General features: G+C 62.5%; 16 protein-coding genes. 11 read left to right on the top strand and 5 right to left on the bottom strand.

Annotation, left to right across the window (positions count from 1 at the left end):
* Positions 1 to 41 precede the first annotated feature (41 nt).
* Entirely contained in the window at positions 42 to 521 is a 480-nt protein-coding gene (locus AU175_RS17770; RefSeq protein WP_066292739.1) for an Rv3235 family protein, read from the bottom strand.
* A gap of 38 nt (positions 522 to 559) precedes the next feature.
* A complete protein-coding gene (locus AU175_RS17765; protein WP_066292737.1) occupies positions 560 to 1,342 on the bottom strand; it encodes a LysM peptidoglycan-binding domain-containing protein in 783 nt (260 codons plus the stop codon).
* Between the two features lie 144 nt (positions 1,343 to 1,486).
* Here AU175_RS17765 and AU175_RS17760 point away from each other — a divergent pair, with 144 nt between their 5' ends.
* Positions 1,487 to 2,059: a hypothetical protein gene (locus AU175_RS17760; protein ID WP_066292735.1), complete on the top strand. Its 573-nt coding sequence runs from the start codon at positions 1,487 to 1,489 to the stop codon at positions 2,057 to 2,059.
* A gap of 29 nt (positions 2,060 to 2,088) precedes the next feature.
* Here the strand turns inward: AU175_RS17760 and AU175_RS17755 are convergent, their stop codons facing one another.
* On the bottom strand, positions 2,089 to 2,304 hold the full coding sequence (locus AU175_RS17755) for a helix-turn-helix domain-containing protein (RefSeq protein ID WP_045729765.1): 216 nt from the start codon (positions 2,302 to 2,304) through the stop codon (positions 2,089 to 2,091).
* A 162-nt stretch (positions 2,305 to 2,466) separates the two neighbouring features.
* Here AU175_RS17755 and AU175_RS17750 point away from each other — a divergent pair, with 162 nt between their 5' ends.
* Genes AU175_RS17750 through AU175_RS17735 form a run of 4 tightly spaced genes read left to right on the top strand, consistent with a single transcriptional unit; the run spans position 2,467 to position 10,812 of the window.
* A complete protein-coding gene (locus AU175_RS17750; RefSeq protein ID WP_442855364.1) occupies positions 2,467 to 3,105 on the top strand; it encodes a hypothetical protein in 639 nt (212 codons plus the stop codon).
* Positions 3,102 to 4,406, top strand: a complete 1,305-nt coding sequence (locus tag AU175_RS17745) for an AAA family ATPase (RefSeq protein ID WP_066292731.1) — start codon at positions 3,102 to 3,104, stop codon at positions 4,404 to 4,406. Before AU175_RS17750 ends, AU175_RS17745 begins: the two co-directional genes overlap by 4 nt.
* A 57-nt stretch (positions 4,407 to 4,463) precedes the next feature.
* Entirely contained in the window at positions 4,464 to 9,314 is a 4,851-nt protein-coding gene (locus tag AU175_RS17740; protein ID WP_066292728.1) for an NAD-glutamate dehydrogenase, read from the top strand.
* A gap of 28 nt (positions 9,315 to 9,342) precedes the next feature.
* Positions 9,343 to 10,812, top strand: a complete 1,470-nt coding sequence (locus AU175_RS17735) for a sensor histidine kinase (protein ID WP_066292726.1) — start codon at positions 9,343 to 9,345, stop codon at positions 10,810 to 10,812.
* Between the two features lie 115 nt (positions 10,813 to 10,927).
* Here the strand turns inward: AU175_RS17735 and AU175_RS17730 are convergent, their stop codons facing one another.
* Entirely contained in the window at positions 10,928 to 11,176 is a 249-nt protein-coding gene (locus AU175_RS17730) for a WhiB family transcriptional regulator (RefSeq protein ID WP_015937605.1), read from the bottom strand.
* Between the two features lie 230 nt (positions 11,177 to 11,406).
* Here AU175_RS17730 and AU175_RS17725 point away from each other — a divergent pair, with 230 nt between their 5' ends.
* On the top strand, positions 11,407 to 11,919 hold the full coding sequence (locus tag AU175_RS17725) for a hypothetical protein (protein ID WP_066292723.1): 513 nt from the start codon (positions 11,407 to 11,409) through the stop codon (positions 11,917 to 11,919).
* Here the strand turns inward: AU175_RS17725 and AU175_RS17720 are convergent.
* Positions 11,876 to 15,958, bottom strand: a complete 4,083-nt coding sequence (locus AU175_RS17720; RefSeq protein ID WP_066292722.1) for an FtsK/SpoIIIE domain-containing protein — start codon at positions 15,956 to 15,958, stop codon at positions 11,876 to 11,878. The two genes, AU175_RS17725 and AU175_RS17720, sit on opposite strands and share 44 nt — an antisense overlap.
* A 204-nt stretch (positions 15,959 to 16,162) precedes the next feature.
* Between AU175_RS17720 and AU175_RS17715 the strand changes: the two genes are divergently transcribed.
* From AU175_RS17715 to AU175_RS17695, 5 genes are all read left to right on the top strand, one after another.
* On the top strand, positions 16,163 to 16,753 hold the full coding sequence (locus AU175_RS17715) for an acyltransferase (protein WP_066292720.1): 591 nt from the start codon (positions 16,163 to 16,165) through the stop codon (positions 16,751 to 16,753).
* 115 nt (positions 16,754 to 16,868) lie between these two features.
* Positions 16,869 to 18,056 (top strand): UDP-galactopyranose mutase, encoded by a 1,188-nt coding sequence (glf, locus tag AU175_RS17710; protein WP_066294424.1) that lies wholly within the window; start codon positions 16,869 to 16,871, stop codon positions 18,054 to 18,056.
* Between the two features lie 65 nt (positions 18,057 to 18,121).
* A complete protein-coding gene (locus AU175_RS17705; protein WP_331711959.1) occupies positions 18,122 to 20,041 on the top strand; it encodes a glycosyltransferase in 1,920 nt (639 codons plus the stop codon).
* Positions 20,042 to 20,911 (top strand): ABC transporter permease, encoded by an 870-nt coding sequence (locus tag AU175_RS21865; RefSeq protein ID WP_066292713.1) that lies wholly within the window; start codon positions 20,042 to 20,044, stop codon positions 20,909 to 20,911.
* Position 20,912: 1 nt separating this feature from the next.
* On the top strand, positions 20,913 to 21,662 hold the full coding sequence (locus tag AU175_RS17695; protein WP_231938646.1) for an ABC transporter ATP-binding protein: 750 nt from the start codon (positions 20,913 to 20,915) through the stop codon (positions 21,660 to 21,662).
* Positions 21,663 to 21,699 lie beyond the last annotated feature (37 nt).

The raw sequence follows: 21,699 nt of genomic DNA, 5'->3' as shown, positions 1-21,699 counted from the left end.
AGGTTCCGGGCCCTTTCCCGTGATGTCGGCTGGACGGGGGATCAGCCGATCACGAGCTCAGTGACACGCCATACCTCCTTGCTTCGTTCCAGCCGGACGGCCACGGCCCGTGCCCGCACGTCGTCAATCACTACGGCGCTGGCCTCGTAGATGCCTGGGGCGACCTCACACAGGCGGACTGACCTCACCACGGAATTCTTGTGCAGCCTCGCCAACGACGGCGACGATGAGCGGGCAAGCTCGCGGCGGATCAGCGAGGCCCGGTGCTGCAGTGTTGCCAGGCAGCGCGGATCCAGCCTGCGGGCCAGCTGATGGACCGGCCGGATACCTGCCAAGACCTCCATCGAGGCCTGGACGGTGCTCCGAATGATGGCGAGGACCTCTGCCTTTTCATCGACGGCCCTGAGCGGGCGGGTAGCAGGTTCCGCTCGGTCCGGCGCCTGGCGGGCAGTGGCAGACCGCGCAGTGGCAGACCGGTTCGCGACGGCCGCCGCCGGGCGGATAGGTGTTACCGCACTCATGGTTTCCCCTTAGTTGTTAGTGCTGCGCGTTCCGTCAGCTAGGCCGCGGTTGGTGGTTTTAGGATCTGGCCCGGGAGCAGGACGTCCGGGTTTTCGCCAATTTCGGCAATATTGGCCTGGTACCAGCGAGGCCAGTGCAGCGCCACTTCGACATCCGAGGCGGCAGGTCCCAGGGCACGGGCGGCGATGTCCCAAAGGGTGTCACCGGCCAGCACTGTGACGTCTGCCTGCGATGGCAGCGGCCCTTGCCGCACTGGCCAGGCAACAGTGAGGCCAGGATCGCTGATGGGGGAACTTGGCCGCCAGCTTGGTTCCACACTGGACAGCGGAGCCTGATGGTCCAGGGCCGAAGCGGCGGAGTCAATGGATATTTGCGTGGACCTGCTGGTCGTGGGTCCCCAGCCAGCCGGCGCCGCGACCGGTTGCGTGGGCCCCCAAGCGGGTCCGGAGGCCGGTTCATCGGCATGGGCCAGTGGAGCGGAAACTAGTTGAACAGACAGAACAGCCAACGCCAACCGGCGCATGAATCCAGGACAGAACCTGCCCGCCGTCGCAGCCGCCCGGCGCCGGCCGGTCCGTTCCAGGACTGCGGCGAGAAAGGCGAAAAACATGGAAAGTGCCCACCAGCCTGCTACGGTGACGCCCGCCGCAGTTGTGGCAGCACCCAGAAGCTGGTCCAGATCAGGGGCTTGCCGGCCAGGGACAGTTTGGCCCCAGGATTTCGCGAGGCCAAGCCCCGTGATGGCCAGGTAGCCGCCCAATAGCAGGACCGCTGCGGCCATGGCTGCGTCAGCGCCGACTTTCCCCGGGCCTTTTGCCATTGTTATCTCCATGAGTTTGAAGTCATTTGATGTTGTTTAATGCAATTAAAACCATTTTGCACCCAACTCTCGATTTTTGTCCATACGTTGGAGAGAAACCAGATGTGAATTGACCCGACGGCGGTGTCGCCCTACGCTGGCCGAATGCGGTGGGAAGCACTCTTCAATGACATGGAGGCCCAGTTTGCCGAAGGCGACAGGCTCTCGATGGAAGGCGAGATTTCAGAACGTGCTCGGGCGGACGCGGCCGGACTGGGCCTGGCGGATCGCCTGCGCGGATCCCTGGGAACCCACGTGAAGGTGCACTTGGTGTCCGGTGCGGTTTTCGAAGGAAACCTGACTTATGCGGGGGCCGATGCGGTTGTCCTGAACGACAAGCGCCACCAGGTGCTGATTCCCCACGATGCTGTTTCGAGGTACGCCGGGTTGGGGCTGTTTTCCGTCAGCGAGACCTCAGCTGTGCGGAGCAGGATTGGGCTGTCGAATGCCCTTCGTGCCCTGGGCCGGGATCGGTCCGAGGTGGCAGTCACCCTTAGGGGCGGGGATGCGGAGGACCCGGGCGTGACCGGGGTGATCGACAAAGTAGGGCGCGACTACGTCGACCTGGCTGCAGTCCGGCCTGGGCAAGCGAGACGTGCCTTGCACGTGGGCCAGGTGTCCACGATTCCGTTCTCCGCCCTCGCCGCAATCAGGTCACCATTCATGGGAGAGCTGTAGCCCGTACTCTTAGGGCCGGCGGGCCTGGGTCAGACTGATTTGGACTTGGATTCCTGGATCATCCGGCTCGCTTCTGCGTAGCGCTCCTCGATGTACTGCTCCAGCATTTTCTCCTCGACGCGCCATTGGCCGCGGCCGCCAACCTGGATGGCCTTGAGTTCTCCGCTGCGTACCAGCGCATAGGCCGCCGGCGAATTGATCTGTAACTGCTCTGCGACGTCTGCAAGGGTGAGGAATCGGGGCATGGTCCTATTTTGCCACTTCAGAGCCCATCTGATGCGGTTATCCACAATTTGATGCCGTTGGGCAATATGACTTCCGGTTCAGGCTTCCATGGCGTAACAATGAGGTTGTCCGGGTGCTGCCAACCGCCCCGGTGCGGAGCGAGGGGGAGACTGCGCGTGAGTATTGACGGAGCATCGGCAGCGGCGAGACTGAAGCGGCCGTCCTGGAAGGATCCTCGGCTGCTCGTTGGCATACTGCTGGTTCTTGCGTCGGTGGCGGGGGTTATCTCGCTTGTTGGCAGCGCCGACAGGACCACCGAGGTCTATGCAGCCCGGGATTCCATCGGAGTCGGTGAAATGCTGACCGTAGACAACATGGTCCGCGCCAAAGTGCGGCTCGGTGATATAGAGCAGCACTACATTCCTGTTGAGGGCGGCTTGCCTGAAGGGGCGGTGGCCGTTCAAAGGATCGGCAAGGACCAGTTGGTCCCGCGGGAAAGTCTTGGCACGGTGGATGCCCTGAATCGGAAGCCTGTCGCAGTCACCGTCCAGGAAGCACTCCCGACCCAGGCGGTAGCCGGGACTCGGGTGGATGTCTGGGTTGCACTGCCGGATGCGAAGAACGGATTCAGCGAGCCGAAGCTCCTCCTGCCCGGCGCTGAAATTGCGGAGATCACTTCCGGATCCACAGCATTGGGTTCGTCGCGAAGCACCGTGCTGATGGTCCTGGTGTCGGACAGCCAAATGCCAGGGCTACTGGGCGCACAGGCCAACCAGGCCAAGATCTCCGTGGTTTGGAACCCCGGCGGGGCACCTTCATGAACATCCCTGTAGTTACAGTCGGCCAGGCCCAGGAAGATATTGTGGGCGGCCTCGAACGGTTGCACGGCCCTGTCACAGTGGTCCGGAGGTGCAGCGAACTCACGGAGTTGCTGGCAGCCTGCCAGAGCGGACTGGCCCGTGCAGCCGTGGTCGCAGACGGGTGCGAGGGATTGACGGCTTCCCTTGTCGACAGGCTGGGCGCCGTCGGTGTGGCCATCATTGCCCTCACCGATAATCCTGACGAAGCATCCCGGCTCCGTGGGATTGGCGTTTCGTCGGCCTTGTCGGGTGTTGAATCTGCCGCCCTGGCCGCAAGGATATCCGAGGCCGTTGGCCAATTGGTGGGTGCTGGCCGGGACAATCCGGCAGCCGGCCTGGCCGATCCCTCCGCCGCGCTAAGGCCCGTGCCCGCGGTGCCGGAAGACGTCCCGGCGGCTTCCGGCAACGGGAGCATCATCGCTGTCTGGGGCCCCGCAGGATCTCCCGGAAGGACCTTCGTCGCGGCGAATATGGCCGGGGAGTTGGCAGCGGAGGGGAAATCGGTCCTGCTGGTGGATGCCGACAGCTACGGGGCCAGCGTCGCGGCCGTCCTTGGCTTGCTGGACGAATCGGCCGGGCTGGCGCAGGCATGCCGGCTTGCGGATCAGGGCCTGCTCGACACCGACGCACTGCTCCGGATAGCCGCTCCGGTGGCGACCAAACTCGGCACCTTCCGGGTCCTGACCGGCATCACCCGGGCCGACAGATGGACCGAACTGCGTGCAGCGGCCCTGTCCCTGGTTTTGGAGCGCGCCCGGGATATCGCCGACGTGGTGGTCATCGATACCGGCTTCTGCCTTGAGGCAGATGAGGAGCTCAGCTTCGACACCATGGCCCCGAGGCGCAACGCGGCCACCCTGCGGAGCCTCGAGTTGGCGGACACCGTTTATGCCATTGGTTCGGCAGATCCTGTCGGCGTCCCACGGCTGGTCCGTGGCCTGGCGGAACTGGAGCTTGCGGTCCCGCACGCCACCCCGATTGTAGTGATGAACAAGGTCCGTGCCGGCGCTGTGGGCAGAGCACCCGAACGCCAGCTGCGCGACGCGTGGGACAGATACGGCCCGGTCGCAGGCATCAACGCCTTCCTGCCAGCGGATGCTCCGGCTGCGGATTCGGCCCTGCTCGCAGGCTCGTTGCTTTTGGAATGTTCCCCCGAATCGAAGTTGCGGGCCGCGATTGCCCACTTGGTCTGTGCACCCGTCCAGCAAAATCCCCGATCCTCTGTATTTTCTTCCACAGCATGGCGCCGCCTAAAGGGTTAGGCTCACCATAAGAGCTGCAAAGGTGCAGCAATAATCTTGTGATGGAGGCGTTTGTCGATGTCGTCTGGATCCAGCGTGGAGGATCAACCCCTTGCCATTGGTGACCGTGAAGGCTTCCTGGGGGACTACTACCAGCATTTGGCCGAAGAGGATGCCCGCAGTTATTCGGATGATGTGCTGGCCTCCCGGGCCGAGACGCACCGCGAGGTAGCCGCCGTCCGACTGCCCGGCCAGGCCAAGATCTCCGTCGTTACGGAGGCGGACAGCAGTGTCGTTTATGTCGTCACGGATGACATGCCGTTCCTCGTCGACTCGGTCAACGCCGAGCTGGTCCGCCAGAATTGTGCCATCCGCCTTGTAATCCATCCTCTTTTCGTGGTCACCCGCCACCGCCAATCGGGACAGTTGGTCAAAGTAGACCGCGTCCCGTCCCAGTTCGGAATTTCCAGTGGTGACACCGCTGCGATGCCCAGCGTGTCGCACCTCATCGCGACGGGGGACAATGCCTCCCACATGGAGTCCTGGATCGCTGTGGAAATCGATCGCACCACTGATGACGCCCGGGCGGCGCTGCTGGCCGGCCTGGAACGCGTCCTGGGTGATGTGCGGGCTGCCGTTGAGGACTGGCCAAAGATGCGCAACAAGGCCCTGCAAATCGCGGAAAGCCTGGACAAAGTGGCCAACCCTGCCCAGATCGCGGAGCTCCGCCAGGCCCAGGACCTGCTCCGCTGGCTCGATGAAGGAAATTTCACCTTCCTGGGCTACCGCGAATACGACCTCATAAACGAAGATGGCGAAGATGTCCTCGAACTAAGGGAAAACAGTGGCCTGGGACTCCTGAGGGCGGCCGCGGATTCCCACCATGTACAGCACCTTACCGACGCCGGCCGGAAGAAAGCGCGTGAAAAGCGAGCACTCGTGATTACCAAGGCCAATTCGCGGTCCACCGTGCACCGGCCCGCGTACCTCGACTACATCGGCGTGAAGAGCTTCGATGCCGCAGGGAATGTCAACGGAGAGCGGCGTTTCATCGGACTGTTCGCAACCAGCGCCTACGCCGGCTCGGTCCGGAACATCCCCATCGTCCGGGAAAAAGTGGATGCAGTCCTAAGGAATGCCGGCTTCCCACCTGATTCACACTCCGGCAAGGACCTGCTGGGAATTCTGGAAACCTATCCGCGCGACGAACTGTTCCAGATTGAGATCCCCGATCTTGCGGCCACGGCCATGGGAATCCAACGGCTGCAAGAGCGCCGGCGTACACGGCTGTTCCTCCGACCGGACATCTACGGCAGGTTTATGTCCGCCGTCGTATATCTTCCGCGTGACAGGTACACCACCAATGTCCGGCTCCGCATTGAGGACGAGTTGCGGGAGACCTTCCACGCGGTCTCCATTGACTACGAGGCCCGGATGACTGAGTCTGCCCTGGCCCGGCTGTTCTTCCGGATCCGCCTCCCCAAAGGCGCCGATGTCAGCCACGTTGACGCCGAAGAACTGGAGAAGCGGCTGGTCCGGGCTGCGCGGTCCTGGAGCGAAGGGATCGCAGAGGTCCTGCGGGGAAGCGACGATGAACATGCCGAGGAACTTGCGGCCATCTGGTCCGAGGCATTCCCCGCGAGTTACCGCGTGGACTATGAAGTCGAGGAGGCCCTGGAGGATATCTCCCGCTTCGAAAAGTACGGTGCAGAAGCAGAGCGGCTAGCCGGGGCGAAGCAGGAGCGTCCCGGGGTTCATGTGTACCTCCCGGAAGGCGCAGGCGCCACGCTCGAGGAAGACGCACGCGTCAAGCTCTACATGCTTGAGCCCAAGAGCCTCAGCCAGATCCTGCCCTACTTCCACAATATGGGGCTTGAGGTGCTGGATGAACGGCCCTTCGAAATCGAGACGGCCGACCGGCGCGACTTCTTCCTCTACGACCTGGGCCTTAAGTACCCGGCGGGTGTGGATCCGGTGGCCACCGGCCAACTGCTCGCGGACTCCTTCGGGGCTGCGGTGTCCGGTGCGATTGAATCCGACAGTTTCGACCGCCTTGTGCTCCGTGAGGGAATGCACTGGCGCCAGATCACCGTTTTGCGGGCTTACGCGCGCTACATGCGGCAGATGGGAAACACCAACTCGTTCGGCTTCATCGCCGACACCCTGCTTGCCAATCCTGAAGTCACCAAGGGGCTGAGTGCGCTCTTCGCAGCCCGGTTCGATCCCTCAGTTGAAGAGGCCCAGCGGAGCCAGACCCAGGATTTCGTCCGGGCTGCCCTGAACGAAGCGATCGAGCAGGTCGCAACCCTTGACGCGGACCGTATCCTCCGCACCTTCGTGAATTTGATCGAAGCCACGCTGCGCACCAACTTCTACCAGTACAAAAAGCACCTGAGCTTCAAGCTGGACCCGACCCGCATCGATGGGCTGCCGTTCCCGCGGCCGATGTTTGAGATCTGGGTGTATTCTCCGCGGGTGGAGGGCGTGCACCTGCGGTTTGGCAAGGTTGCACGCGGCGGACTTCGCTGGTCCGACCGCCGTGAAGACTTCCGGACCGAGATACTGGGCCTCGTGAAGGCCCAGACGGTCAAGAATGCGGTGATCGTCCCCACCGGTGCCAAGGGCGGGTTCTTCGCCAAGCAGCTGCCTGACCCGGCAGCAGACCGCGCGGCGTGGATGGCCGAGGGCATTGAAAGCTACAAGACGTTCATCCGCGGGCTGCTGGACCTTACGGATAACCTGGTCACCAGCCCGGACGGCGAAAACCTTGTGCCGCCGTCGGACGTTGTACGGCACGACGACGACGATTCCTACCTTGTGGTGGCCGCGGACAAGGGAACGGCCACGTTCTCCGATATCGCCAATGGCCTGGCCGCCGAGTACGGTTTCTGGCTAGGAGATGCCTTCGCCTCAGGCGGTTCGGTGGGCTACGACCACAAGGCCATGGGCATCACCGCCCGCGGCGCCTGGGAATCGGTCAAGCGCCACTTCAGCGAACTGGACCTGGACACCCAGACCCAGCCCTTCACCGTCGTTGGCGTCGGCGACATGTCAGGTGACGTGTTCGGCAACGGCATGCTCCTTTCCCGCCACATCCGCCTGCTCGCGGCCTTTGACCATCGCCATATTTTCCTCGACCCCACTCCAGACGAGGAATCGTCCTACGCTGAGCGCCAGCGGCTGTTCGAACTGCCCCGCTCCTCGTGGGATGACTACGACAAAACCCTTATCAGTGAGGGCGGTGGCGTCTTCGCCCGCCAGGCCAAAACGGTTCCCGTTTCGGAGCAAGTGCGTACGGCGCTGGGGCTCCCGGAGTCCACAACCCAGCTGAGCCCCCCGGAACTTCTCCGGGCGATCCTCCTGGCGCCTGCCGATCTGCTGTACAACGGCGGGATCGGAACGTACGTCAAGGCAAGCACCGAGTCGAATGCCTCGGTGGGGGACAAAGCCAATGATGCCATTCGGGTGGACGGCCGTGACCTGCGCGTGAAGGTGGTCGGTGAAGGCGGCAACCTCGGCATGACCCAGCGCGGACGCATCGAGGCAGCATTGCAGGGAGTCATCCTCAACACCGACGCCATCGACAATTCGGCGGGCGTGGACTGCTCCGACCACGAGGTCAACATCAAGATCTTCGTTGACCGGATGGTGGCTGCCGGCAAACTCTCGGCAGAAGAACGCGCTGGGTTCCTCGCCTCAATGACCGACGAGGTGGGACGGCTGGTGCTCCAGGACAACGTTGACCAGAACATCCTGCTCCTGAACGACCGGATGCGTGTGGCCGAGTGGAGCCCCAGCTATGAGCGGCTGATGGATTGGCTGGAAAGATCGGCTGACCTCAAGCGCGATCTTGAAGCCTTGCCTACCACGGAGACCCTGCGGGAAAGGCTGGGCCAAGGACAGGGCCTGACTTCCCCGGAACTGTCGGTGCTGGCCGCGTACGCCAAGATTGAGCTGACCTCAGCCCTGCTGGAAAGCGACCTCGCCGACGATCCTTGGTTCCGCGGCACTTTGCGTGCGTATTTCCCCCAACAGTTGCGCGAACGGTTTGATGCGGAGCTGGATACGCATCCGCTGCGGCGTGAGATCATTGCCACCATAGTGGCGAACGACATGATCAATATGGGCGGCATCACCTTCGCCTTCCGGACCATCGAGGAAACGTCCGCCACCGAAGCAGCTGTGGCCAAGGCGTTCGTCGCGCTACGGGAGATTTACGAGCTTGACGTCATGGTGCATGAGCTGAACAGCCTCCCGGCGTCGTTTCCCACGGAGCACTGGAGCACTGTCCACCTGGACATCCGGCGGCTGTTGGACCGCGCCGTGCGCTGGCTTGTTGGGCAAGGCGGAGCCAGCCGGCCGATCGCCGACGTCGTCGCCGAATTCAAACCGGTCATGGATCCCATGCGTGCCCGCCTCCTCGACTACGTGCGGGGTGACGACCGTGATCGCGTTTCCGCGTGGCTTCAGGAAGCACGGGAATGGGAGTTGCCGGAAGGCCTGGCGCTGCGCTGGGCTGAACTCTTTGAAAGCTTCGTGCTGCTGGACATCGCCAAGATTGCCAAGGTCCGCAAAGACCCGGTTGAGGAGATTGCGGCGGTTTACTACACCGTATTCAACCGGTTCCACGCCGATTCCCTGCTAGAACGGATCAGCAGCCTGCCGCGGCAGGACAGGTGGCAGGCGCTGGCGCGGGCGGCGTTGCGCGACGATCTGTACTCCACGGTCTCGGATATGACGACGGCGGTGCTTGAGTCCACGGGTTCCGGTCTCTCTCCGGAAGATCGACTGAAGGAATGGGAACGGCAGAACGCCGAACAGCTGGGCAGGGCCAAGAGCATGTTCGACGAGGTCAATTCCCTCGAAGCCGACGACATGGCATCACTGTCGGTAGCATTGAGGCTCTTGAGGTCAATCGTCCGACGCTAGGGATACTGGTGTCGCAACTGGAGGTGCAGTGGCAATCTTTACGGACCCCATCAGGGAGCATGCTGATTTTGGGCCGGGGGATGCTGAATGGCTGCACCTCCTGGTGGGGGACTGGCAGATGGTTGCCGACCTCGCGTTTGCGGACCTCGCCCTGTGGTTTCCCCATCCGGAATACGGCTACGTGGCGTTGGCGCACGTGCGGCCCTCCACCACGCACACCGTTTTCCACGGGGACTTCGTAGGCGAGGGCATCCGGTCCGACCTGCAACCGCTGGTGGATAAGGCATGGACCAGCCGTGCCATCGAACGATCCAGTGAAACGAATTGGAGCAGCGACATGGCCCTGCGGGTCGAGGCCGTGCCGATGGTCCGGAACGGGCGGACCCTGGCTGTGGTCACGACCCATATGGATCTGTCCAGCTCCCGTATGCCGTCCAGGCTGGAACTCACGTACCGTCAGTGTGCCTATGACTTGTTGCGCATGGGCACGCTGGGGCTGTGGCCTGACTTTGCTTCACCCACGGGCTCCCGTCGAGGTGCTCCCCGGGTTGGGGACGGCCTTATCAGGCTGGACGCCGAAGGCATTGTGCAGTACGCGAGCCCTAATGGCGTATCCGCGTTCCGCAGGCTGGGCGACGGCGAATCCCTTGAGGGACGTTCGCTGGCCGAAGTAACAGCCAGCTTGCTTAAGGACAGGCGCATGGTCGACGAGACGTTGCCGCTGGTGGTAACCGGCCGGATGCCATGGCGCAGTGAAATTGAGTCCCGGGGCGTGAGCCTGTCACTGCGGGCAATTCCGCTTCGTGATGAGCAGCACCGCTTCGGGGCCCTGGTGCTGTGCCGCGACGTTTCCGAGCTGCGGCGGCGCGAAATGGAGTTGGTGACCAAAGACGCGACCATCCGCGAGATCCACCACCGGGTAAAGAACAACCTGCAGACTGTGGCGGCGCTGCTGCGCATGCAGTCGCGCCGCATGGTCAGCGATGAGGCCAAACAGGGCCTGGAACAGGCGATGCGCCGCGTGGCAACCATCGCCCTTGTGCACGAAACACTCTCACAGGGGCTGGCGCAAAGCGTGGACTTCGACGAACTGATTGGCCGGCAGTTCAGGCTGTCCGCAGAGGTTGCGTCACCGTCCCAGCAGGTCAAGACCGAACGGGCAGGATTGTTCGGTGAACTGCCCAGCGACTTCGCCACCCCGCTGGCGCTGGTTATTAACGAACTGGTGACCAACGCCGTCGAGCACGGCCTTGAGGGACGTGCCGGCACGGTCTGGCTCCTGGCTGACCGGTCTGAAGGGGACGACGGCGAAGAGCTTCTGACCGTTACCGTGGCCGATGACGGGGTGGGTCTGCCGGACACGCCCCACGTGGAGGGATTGGGCCTCCAAATTGTCCGCACTTTGGTAACCAGCGAGCTCGGCGGCACCATCCAGTGGCAGCCTCGGGAGGGCGGCGGAACGGCGGTCCGGATCCGATTGAGCCTTCTGGCCAAGTAATCGCCAGGACCTCGGCGGCACCGGACTCATCCGGGCTTCGTCAAAGCAGAATGGCCGCTACCCCGTTCGGGTTGCGGCCATTCTTGATTCTGTTTGCCTATGTTCTAGCTTACGTTTACGAAGCCCGGCGGGCGCGCGCTGCCCGGCGCTTCAATGCACGCCGCTCATCCTCGCTCATGCCGCCCCAGACTCCGGCATCCTGGCCGGACTCGAGCGCCCACTGGAGGCACGTGTCAACAACGGGGCAGCGGCGGCAAACGCTTTTGGCTTCCTCGATCTGGAGGAGGGCAGGGCCCGTGTTTCCGACCGGGAAAAATAGTTCCGGGTCTTTTTCTAGGCACGCTGCGCGGTTACGCCAATCCATGCTGATCAGTTGCTCCATTTCTGGGAAAGAGCCTTTGTGAAATTATTCACTAGAGGCTACAAAGGAAAGGGGCCCTGCGGGCCCCCTTGGTCATCTGAATTAAGCCTGTCATGTTAACGCCATGTAAACAAGGGGTAATAAGGCTGGAAATCCCCGGAAAGCTGAGCGATACATCACATCGGCGCTGGTGGCCCTCACCACTGTCCGACTATGTCCGGTAGGGTGCCAGTGTGTCAAGACCCCCAGTACCCCCCTCGAACGCTTCCCCTGACCCCGCGCCGGAGGGATCCGGAGAGCCCAGCGGTCAGGAATATCAGCACGGCGGCCAGGAACCTGGACAGACCTCCGGACGGCCGCGTGCCATTGGGGTGATTGCTGCGATCGTCACCGCTGAAGCCACCGCTTTGCTTGCCGCTGCAGCCTGGTATGGATACGAGCTTGCGACGGGTGCGCCTGTCCTGTCGTTCTGGGGAGCAGTGTTCACCATGGCCCTGCTCCTCGCCTTCGCCGCGTGGCTGTATGCAGTGGGCCATTTCCTATTCCGCGGATACCGCTGGACACGGGCGGCGTCCCTGGTGGCGCAGCTGTTCGTCCTGACGATCGGATTCCCCACCCTGACCGGTGGCCTCGTCTGGGCTGGGCTTGCCATGCTCGTCCCGGCAGTGCTTGTGATTGTCCTCCTGTTCGACAAGCGGGTTGTCACCTATGCATCGATGACGGGTGGTTCCCCGCCGGCCGTTTGAAGCCCGGTGTTTCTCCTTTCGATGCGTCCGGCAACCAGGCCAGCTGGATCGGCATGGGCTTGCCGTTCGTTATCAGGATGCTTCGGCCCGGGGGCGGACTTGGTTCAACCTCAAACCTCACGCCAAAAAGGTCGCCGTCCATGATGCTCCGGGGCGAGATCAGCACCCCGCTCCCGGAGCCCCGGGCGCTGAGCGCCAAGGGCACACGCTGGACCAGCAGCGGACTGAATCCGGCGGTGAAAACCACGGTGACTCCGCTGCCGTTAAGGTCTGCAAGATCCTGGTGTGCAGACTGGGGCAGCAGGTCTGCATCGTCAACCAGTGCGATGGAGTGGCGGTCCATGGTGCCGGCAGCAAACCTACGAAGCACAACGGACCAGTACTCGCACGGGTCGACACCCGCGTCCGGCGCCAGCCACTGGGCAGTCCCAGGGTTCAGCTCCGGCAGCATCCGCAGAAAATTGGATTTGCCGCCGCCGTGCCCACCGAGCACGGCGAGAACTCCACCGGCCGGAATCCGGAGTGAAACCGGCATGAGCTCGTCGCCACCCAATCCAATGAATAAGGTGCGTGGGCCGGTCGGCGCCGAATCCTTCCCGTCCAGTACTGCTCGTGCCATGACTTCCACTGCCGGTACTTGCGTAGGCAGCGGATCCACCCGGAAGGGCCGCCTGATGACCGGATGGCCACCATCTTTCCCCGCGGCTGTCCACAGGGATTCTTTGTCGCCGGGCTGGGCGTAGAGCTGGCATACGGCAGGTTTGCCTGCCGAAACCGGTCCGAAGGCCACGGCCCTGCCAGGGATGGGAGCCGTGGCAGGCATTTTCGGCCACGCAAGGCGGCTCTCCTCATTCGATCCACACGGAAAAAAGAGACGGTTAGGCACCGAGGCATAGAACCTGGCAGTCACCAGCTCGCGTTGTCCGGAAATGGCGACAGTGATTCCCGCGCGGCCACCGTCCCGGAGAAGGTCGTGGACCAGGTCTTCGGCCCAGGCCAGCGGCCCCGACCGGAACGATGAGGCCCATGTGCCCCAGCCCGCGATGACCAGCAGCAGGGGACTTCGGTGACCGTCCGCGGAGCGCATCAGACGCTCTGACAGCTCCAGCCTGAGGCGTTCAAGTATCCGGACAGCGCGGCGCAGGTCGTGCGGACCGGCCTTCGCGCCGAGGCGGCCGCTGGATTCGATGCCGTCCAGGGAGCCGTCTGCGTCGAGGATGTAGAAATGCGCTTCAGATGAATGCGACGCCAGCCCGCTGACCATTACCGCGAGCGCCTCAGGCACCCCTGCCTCTGGCGCCCCTACGAGTCCCATGTGCCCGTGTTCGGCGGGAAGCCAGTCCAGCGGTGCTGTCCGTTGCTCGTCGGGAAGGTCCATCATCCCCAGGCGTATGACCCAGTCCAGTGGCTTGCTGTTCAAGGGTAGTTCGGCGGGAAAGGCAGCGGGGGCGGCTGGTGCAGCAGACCGTTTCAGGACACACGGGAGCGGCGCAGCGACCGGTGTCCGTGGCGCATGTCCACCCAAAGAGTCCCACAGGCTGGACATCATGCCAACCAAAGGCCCGGCAGCCATGGCCGGCGTCAGTTCCTCGTGCACAGCGGCCAGGGCGTCTCTATCGGCGGGGCTCCGGAGCGATTCAGAGGCAAGACGCACGCGGACGCCGGCCGGAAGACCTCCGTGTGCGGATTCCGTCAGGGAGGCGGCCTGGAACTCTTGGGGTTTTTCTGTGCCCCGCACTAGAAATGCCCTTCCTGGTGTATCCAGGCTAATGCTCGACGCGGCCTTGGAGCCGATGATGTCCATCGACTCCATATCGGACTGGACGCGGAGCGCAATGCTGCTTGTAACGTTGGCGCGAATATCCGCTGTCAAGGCGCCCTGTGGCCGCTGTGTCGCCATAATCAGGTGAATACCCAGGGAGCGCCCAATAGCTGCGATCCTCAGGAGTTCCGTCAGCGCCGCGGGCGCCTGGTCAACCAGCATCCGGAATTCATCAATGACCACAACAAGGTGGGCAAGCGGCGGATCCCCATCTGTGCGGGAGGAACGATATGAAGCCAAATCGGGTGCCATAACGGATGCAAGCAACTCCTCACGGAACCGGATTTCCGCCCGAAGGGACACCAGCGAGCGCTCGAGCTCATGACTGGTCAGGTCAGTGAGCATCCCCACACAATGTGGAAGGCCCTGCAAGGGACCCAGCCCTGAGCCGCCTTTGAAGTCGACGAACAGGAAATTAAGGCGGTCCGGCGGGTAGCAGAGGGCCAGAGCGGTGGTCATGCTGCGCAGGAGTTCCGATTTTCCAGACCCGGTGGTCCCGGCGACCAGCACATGGGGTCCGTCGTTTTGGAGGTCGAGGACGCGTTCATTCTCTGCCGCCTGGCCGATTGGCACGGGGAGGCCGGGCTGGTGGGGGGACCTCGCCCACCGGGCGGAAGTCTCTGAACTGCCGGGGTTCAGAAGGTCGCTGAGCAGGCATGAGTCCGGCACAGACCTAGCACTGTTGCCCGGTGGCGCAGCGTCCCGGGGCAGGCGACAGAAGTGACTGAATACGTCAACCGGAGCAAGGTCCGCCACGAAGTGAACAGGGTTGCCGGGCGCCTGCATCACGGCCACACGATCGCCCAGTTCGATGTCGGCAGGCGCCATCGCACCGGAGCCGCAGCGGAACCGGATGACCTGCCAGTGGTTTTCGACCGCAAGCGCGATGATTTCGTCGTCGTCCGTCGGGTCCCCGGTGTCGAGGACCAGAAGCACGCCGTGCGGGGTTTGCGGACCGCATTCCCTTGCCACCATGGCCGTTACTGCGGAAGTTGTGGCCGTGAGCGTGACATCGGACAGAAAGCGGGCGCTGAGTGGAAGCTGTCCGGCCGGACCATGCACCACCACGCACGTGTGGACGGCCCTCGGATAGCCAGCAAGTTGCATGATGAGCGACCTCAGTAAGCCTTGGAGGAACTCGGGTGGGCCGCTGACGGTGGTTAAGGAACGGGCGGGGTCGAGGGTCAGCGGAACCACTCCAGCCGACGGGTTTTCCAAGTCCGGAGCGCCCGGTTCGAACCGGATATTTGCCAGTTGGGCCGCCAACCCCAGACGTAACCAGATTGGACGTTTGCCGGGGTGTGGTTCATTCGACGACGGGCCGGACGGCAGGCTGCAGGCGATGACCAGCCCGGAGAGAGGAGGTGCGGCACGTAGGCGGCGATCAAGGTCCTGGCGCAGTGCGCTTGCTACTGCAGCGGCCAGGTCTTTGCGCTGACGCCTGCCGGAGAGAACTGGTACCAGAACGGAGACGGCAGAGACCGCTGTGAAAGCAAGGAACATCCACATGCCCGTGATGACCGCCAGCCCCACTCCGATCACCAGTGGCAGGAGGGCCGTCAGGAGAAGAGCGGCTCGGTTTCCAGGTTCCACCCGGCGGTTAATCACCAGCGGCTCCTGCACATCTGCCCCTGCTTCTTCCAATGATTGGCCTGGCGGATCCATGAAGGTCAGCGACATCACGGAGTTGCCGCACCGGATGACGGAGCCTGTGGCAATCACCGCATTTCGCACAAACACGCCGTCCACCTCCATACCGTTGGCACTGTCAAGATCTTCGATGGTGATGGCGGTGTCGGAAACCAGCAGCCGGGCATGTTGCCTGGAAAGGTCAGGATCGGGGATAACAACATCCGCGTTGCTTCGGCCGATGACGTAGGTTCCGCGCCTGAGGGGAATTACAGTCCCGGCCGCCGCGCCGCTATGAACTGCCAGGGCGAGCGGTGCGGGCAGATCGTCGGGCCGCTGTGGCCTGCGGCCAAAGCTCCTTGTACCGCCGTCGACGATCACCGCCCCGTTAACGAGCGGCGGTTCGCCGATGGTCAGGGAAGCGAGCTGCACACCGTCGACTGACAGGGTGCCGGTGCCGAAACCGGTTTCGAGCTCAGCCTGGAGTTCGGCGCCGCTTGTTCCCACGGACGCGTCCACGGTGAGTTCCAAGGGTAGCTGGACCAGCCCCGCGCCGGGGCTCCGAACCAGCGTGCACTCCAGGGGCATGATGTGTTCCTAACGGTGGGCCGGTCTACACACGTCCACGCTAGTAACAGTGCCGGCGGACTGTCCCGTCTGAGCTGTCCCATGTGGATAACCACCGCGGGTATTGGGGAAACGGCTACTGTCGGACGGACTCAGCCTGGATTAGGATCAGTGACACCTGCCGCTCAGATCGTCCGAGCCGCGCCAGCAGAAGGAGCGATCCCCGTGATTTCAGTGGAAACGACCGCCGACGTTTCAGCCAGCGCAGCCATCGGTGAGGGGTCAAAAATCTGGCATCTGGCCCAGGTCCGCGAAAAGGCCACGCTGGGGGAGAACTGCATCGTCGGCCGCGGCGCCTACATCGGTCCCGGCGTGCAGGTGGGCAACAACTGCAAAGTCCAGAACTACGCCCTGGTCTACGAGCCCGCGGTCCTGGGCGACGGGGTCTTTATCGGGCCAGCGGTCGTGTTGACCAATGATGTCTTCCCCCGGGCAATAAACGCAGACGGCTCGCTCAAGACGGAGGATGACTGGGACAAAGTCGGGGTCACCATTAAGGAAGGTGCCGCGATCGGTGCCCGTACCGTCTGCATAGCACCGCTGACCATCGGCACGTGGGCAACCATCGCGGCTGGTGCGGTTGTAACACGTGACGTCCCGGACTATGCCCTGATGGCCGGTGTGCCGGCCCGGCGCATCGGCTGGGTGGGGAAGGCCGGGCTCCCCCTGGTGGAGGACGACGGGGTATGGGTGTGTCCGCGGACAGGCTCCCGCTACTCGGAGCAGAACGGAGCCCTGAGCGAGGCGGCGGACTGAATGGTTCGGAGCCGGCCGCCCATAGGGATTGGCCAGCCGCTCCAGCGTCTCGGGTAGGCTAGAACAGCAGACTTTGCACAACATCGCGCTGCCCGTATTCGAAACTGGAGATTTTGTGACTGCTGACCTCGTCATTGTAGGGTCGGGCTTTTTTGGCCTGACAATCGCAGAACAGGCCGCGACTGAGCTCGGCTTGAAGGTGGTTGTCATCGACCGCCGACACCACATCGGTGGGAACGCCTACAGCGAAAAAGAAGAGCAGACAGGGATCGAGGTACACCGCTACGGTGCCCACCTTTTCCACACGTCCAATGAGAGGGTGTGGGAGTACGTCAACCGGTTCACGAGTTTCACGAACTACGTCCACAAGGTCTATGGCGTGCACAGGGGCGAGGTTTATTCGCTGCCCATCAACCTGGCGACCATTAACCAGTTCTTCCGTGCGAATCTGACACCGGGCCAGGCACAAACACTGATCCAGGAGCAGGCCGGAGAGCTCGCAGGGACTGACCCCCAGAACCTGAACGACAAGGGCATCCAGCTCATTGGCCGGCCGCTCTATGAGGCCTTCATCAAGCATTACACCGGCAAGCAGTGGCAGACGGATCCGAAGGACCTGCCCGCTGGCATCATCTCCCGGCTCCCGGTGCGGTACAACTACGACAACCGATACTTCAACGACACGTACGAGGGCCTGCCCACGAATGGTTACACCGCCTGGATTGAGAAGATGGCGGAGCATCCGAACATCGAGGTGCGGCTCAACACCGACTTCTTCGATGAAACGCACGAGTACAGCAAAGGCAAGGTCGTCGGCGAAATTCCGGTGATCTACACCGGCCCGGTGGACCGGTACTTCGACTACGCAGAAGGCGACTTGTCCTGGCGAACCATCGACTTCGAGGAAGAAGTGCTGGACGTCGGGGACTTCCAGGGTACGTCCGTGATGAACTACAACGACGCCGACGTGGCGTTTACCAGGATCATCGAACCCCGCCATTTCCACCCGGAGCGTGATTACCGGACAGACAAAACCGTCATCATGCGAGAGTTTTCCCGTGCGGCCGAAAAGGGTGATGAGCCGTACTACCCGATCAACACGGCCGCGGACAGGGAGAGGCTTCTCAAATACCGCGACCTCGCCGCCGCTGAGCAGAACGTGCTTTTCGGCGGGCGGCTGGGCACGTACAAGTACCTTGACATGCACATGGCCATCGGCTCGGCCCTGACAATGTTTGACAACAAGATCCGGCCGCACTTCAACGGCGGCGCAAAGCTTGAAAGTGGAGGAGTGGACGCATGAGCGGGACGACAGCGTCAAAGACATGGTCAACTGTGCAGAGGGTGATCCTTCCATCCGCAGACCAAATGGACACTGTGTCACTTTACGTTGACGCCGGCACGGCCAGCGGTATACGGCTTCGGGAGAATGACGAGCTGGCGCGGACGCCCAAGCTGCCGGAGCAGAAGCTGCAGATGTTCAGCTCTGGCAGCCGTGAGGCGCATTTCGAGGACCTGCTGACGAGGCAGTCCATGCGCGTGCGCTCGGGTGAGCAGATGTCATTTGGCACGTACTTCAACGCGTTTCCGGCAAGTTATTGGAAGCGCTGGACCACGGTCCGGGACGTTCGCTTGGAGGTCAAAACGAGCGGCACCGGAACTGTCACCGTCTATAAGTCGAACGCGCGCGGGTCGGTACAGCGAGTTGATGGCAAACACGTCGACGGCGCTGCCACGTCTGTCTTTGATCTCACGCTGAAGCCGTTTGGCGACGGCGGCTGGTACTGGTTTGACCTGGCGGCAAGTTCGGGCGAGCTTCTGTTGGAGAACGCAGAGTGGCAGGCCGAGAGCAGCCGTGACTCCAAGGGCCAGGTCACCCTTGAGATCACCACAATGAACAAGCCCGATTTCTGCCTGAATAACGCCCGCATCCTGGCAGACAATCCTGGGGTCCTCGAGAACGTCAAAGAGATCCTGATCGTTGACCAGGGGACACAAAAGGTCGAGGCAGAGGACGGCTTTGCCGCCGTCAAGGAATCGCTGGGCGGAAAGCTCAGGGTCATCAACCAGGCGAACCTGGGCGGGTCCGGCGGGTTCGCGCGCGGGATGTACGAGTCGGTGGAGAACGGCAGCGACTACGTGCTGCTCCTAGACGACGACATTGTGGTCGAACCGGAAAGCATCGTACGGCTGCTGACCTTCGCTGACCACTGCAAAAAGCCGACCATCGTGGGCGGCCACATGTTCGACCTTTACAACCGCAGCGTGCTCCACACCTTCGGCGAGGTCGTTGACCCGTTCCGGATCGTGCCGGCCCTGCCGCACGCGGACATGGAAGTACGGCATGACTTCAGCATCGCGAACCTCCGCCAGACCGCGTGGCTGCATCGGCGCGTGGACGTGGACTACAACGGCTGGTGGATGTGCCTGATTCCCACCGAAGTCATCAGGGAGATCGGTCTTTCCCTGCCACTGTTCATTAAATGGGATGACGCCGAATACGGCCTTCGTGCGCGGGAAGCCGGATTCGCCACTGTGTCCCTCCCCGGCGCTGCCGTCTGGCATGTTTCATGGATCGATAAGGACGACCTCGTCGGATGGCAGGCGTACTTCCACGAACGCAACCGATTGATCACCACCTTGATCCACAGCCCATATCCCAAGGGCGGTCGTGTGCTGCGGGAGTCCGTGCAGTCCGACGTCAAGCACTTGGTATCCATGCAGTATTTCACCGAACACGGCCGCATCGAGGCTTTGAAGGACCTTTTCAAGGGGCCAGAGGACCTCCATCGGGTGCTCGGCACCAAGTTGCCTGAAATCAATGCACTGAAGGCTTCCTACCCGGACGCCCAGCTGAAGGACGACGTCGATGACTTCCCCGCACCGAAACTGGGCCGAGGTCCGATGGGGGGCACCGTCGTCGGAATGCCCAACAAGAAGGAACTCATTCCCTGGGGCATCAAGACTGTAGCCCGGCAGCTGATCAAGGCACCGGGTCCAGAGAGCGCCGAGCGCCCCCAGGGGTATCTTGCCCACCGGGACAACCGCTGGTTCCGGGTAGCCCACTACGACAGCGTGGTGGTTTCCAACGCCGAAGGTACGGGCGCATCCTGGTACCAGCGCGACCCCAAGAAGCTGAAGTCTATGCTGACGGAGGCAACCCGCCTGCACGTCCGGCTTTTCCGTGAGTGGGACCGCCTGGCCGAGCAGTACCGCAACGCTGTGGCCGAGGTCAGCTCGATGGAGTCGTGGAAGAAAACCTTTGATGCTTCGGAGGATTCGAAGTAGATGGCAGGCACCACGGAAGAACTGATCCGCCCGGGCCAGGGGCGCGGCCTGCTTGACGTCTATGACCACAGATTCCTTCTCAAGCTGTTGGTGCGGAAAGAGATCAAGGTCCGTTACCGGGGGTCCGTTCTTGGCCTCCTGTGGTCTTACGTCAAGCCATTGATGCAGTTCCTCATTTACTTTGTCGCGTTGGGGATCTTCCTGAACCTCCAGCGGGGGACCCCCAACTACGCCATCTACCTGTTCGCGGGCATAGTGCTGGTGAACTTCTTTACGGAGTCGCTGGGCAACGCCACAAGGTCCATCGTGGACAACCGCGACCTCATCCGAAAAATCTACTTGCCCCGTGAGCTGTTTCCCGTGGCAACAGTGTGGGTATCGGCGGCACATTTCCTGCCCCAACTGGTGGTGCTCATCGGTGCCTGCCTCATAGCGGGGTGGACGCCCACAGCCCTTCAGTTGGCCGCCGCAGTCCTGGCTTTTGTACTGGTTTCAGTCCTGGCAACCGGACTTGGCCTCCTGTTCAGTGCCGCAAACGTCTACTTCCGTGATTCGGAAAACATCGTCGACATGATCCTCATGGTGGTGACCTGGGCTTCGCCGGTGCTCTACGTGTGGACAATGGTGAAGGACGTGATGGGGCCCTGGTACTGGCTGTATCAGCTCAATCCCATGACCGTCGCCGTGGAAATCTTCCACTGGGCATTCTGGTTCCCCACGCTGAACGAGGACCAACTGGAGCTCGCCTCGATGCCACCGGATCTCATGACGGTCTGGCTTCCGGTCGCCTTCCTTATATCCATCGCTGTGCTGTTTGTGGGCCAACTGGCCTTCCGGCGCTCGGCCGTCCACTTTGCACAGGAGCTTTAACGTGACTGCGAGAGGCCACGTGGCCATCAGCTGCAAGAAGCTGCGCAAGCAGTTCGTCCTGCGCCACACCCGGTCCATGAAGGAGGCTGTGGTCTGGCTGGTCAAGGGACGCAAGGGCGATCTGTCCAAGAAGTTCATGGCACTGACAGACGTGTCCCTCGAGGTGCAGCAGGGTGAGACTGTTGCCCTGCTGGGCCTCAACGGCTCCGGAAAATCGACGCTCTTGAAACTGATTTCAGGCGTTCTGCAGCCCGACGGCGGGACGGTCCACACACGCGGGCGCGTTGCGGGCCTGATCGAGGTAGGCGCGGGATTCCACCACGACCTGAGCGGACGCGACAACGTCTACCTCAATGGCGCGATCCTCGGCATGACCGAGAAACAGATCGACGACATGTTCGATTCAATCGTTGAATTCTCGGAGATCGGGGAGTTCATCGATACCGAGGTCAAGTTCTACTCGTCCGGGATGTACCTGCGGCTGGCATTCTCCATTGCCGTGCACACAGACCCTGAGGTTTTCCTCATCGATGAGATCCTCGCGGTGGGGGATGAGCCGTTCCAGCGCAAGTGCATCGCCAAGATCAAGGAACTGTCGGACAAGGGTAAAACCCTCTTTGTGGTCAGCCACGACCTGGATCTGGTGTCCACGGTCTGTGAGCGGGGCATTCTCCTCGAACACGGCGAAGTCATCATGGACGGGGAAGTGCATGAGGTTGTGGCCGAACTTCGGAGCCGCACGGCCGCCTGAGGCCGGGGTCTCCCCACCAGCTGACCGGGGTGTCAAC

It is taken from the genome of Arthrobacter sp. B6 (genome assembly GCF_001663775.1).
Classification (GTDB): domain Bacteria; phylum Actinomycetota; class Actinomycetes; order Actinomycetales; family Micrococcaceae; genus Arthrobacter.
Note: the sequence above shows the minus strand (reverse complement) of the source record. Positions and strands in the feature narration are given on the sequence as shown.

Coding starts and splice junctions, on each gene's coding strand:
- AU175_RS17770 (WP_066292739.1), bottom strand. CDS start 521: ATGAGTGCGGTAACACCTATCCGCCCGGCGGCGGCCGTCGCGAACCGG.
- AU175_RS17720 (WP_066292722.1), bottom strand. CDS start 15,958: ATGCCCCTGGAGTGCACGCTGGTTCGGAGCCCCGGCGCGGGGCTGGTC.
- AU175_RS21865 (WP_066292713.1), top strand. CDS start 20,042: ATGGCAGGCACCACGGAAGAACTGATCCGCCCGGGCCAGGGGCGCGGC.
- AU175_RS17765 (WP_066292737.1), bottom strand. CDS start 1,342: ATGGCAAAAGGCCCGGGGAAAGTCGGCGCTGACGCAGCCATGGCCGCA.
- AU175_RS17730 (WP_015937605.1), bottom strand. CDS start 11,176: ATGGATTGGCGTAACCGCGCAGCGTGCCTAGAAAAAGACCCGGAACTA.
- AU175_RS17705 (WP_331711959.1), top strand. CDS start 18,122: ATGGACACTGTGTCACTTTACGTTGACGCCGGCACGGCCAGCGGTATA.
- AU175_RS17745 (WP_066292731.1), top strand. CDS start 3,102: ATGAACATCCCTGTAGTTACAGTCGGCCAGGCCCAGGAAGATATTGTG.
- AU175_RS17740 (WP_066292728.1), top strand. CDS start 4,464: ATGTCGTCTGGATCCAGCGTGGAGGATCAACCCCTTGCCATTGGTGAC.
- AU175_RS17760 (WP_066292735.1), top strand. CDS start 1,487: ATGCGGTGGGAAGCACTCTTCAATGACATGGAGGCCCAGTTTGCCGAA.
- AU175_RS17755 (WP_045729765.1), bottom strand. CDS start 2,304: ATGCCCCGATTCCTCACCCTTGCAGACGTCGCAGAGCAGTTACAGATC.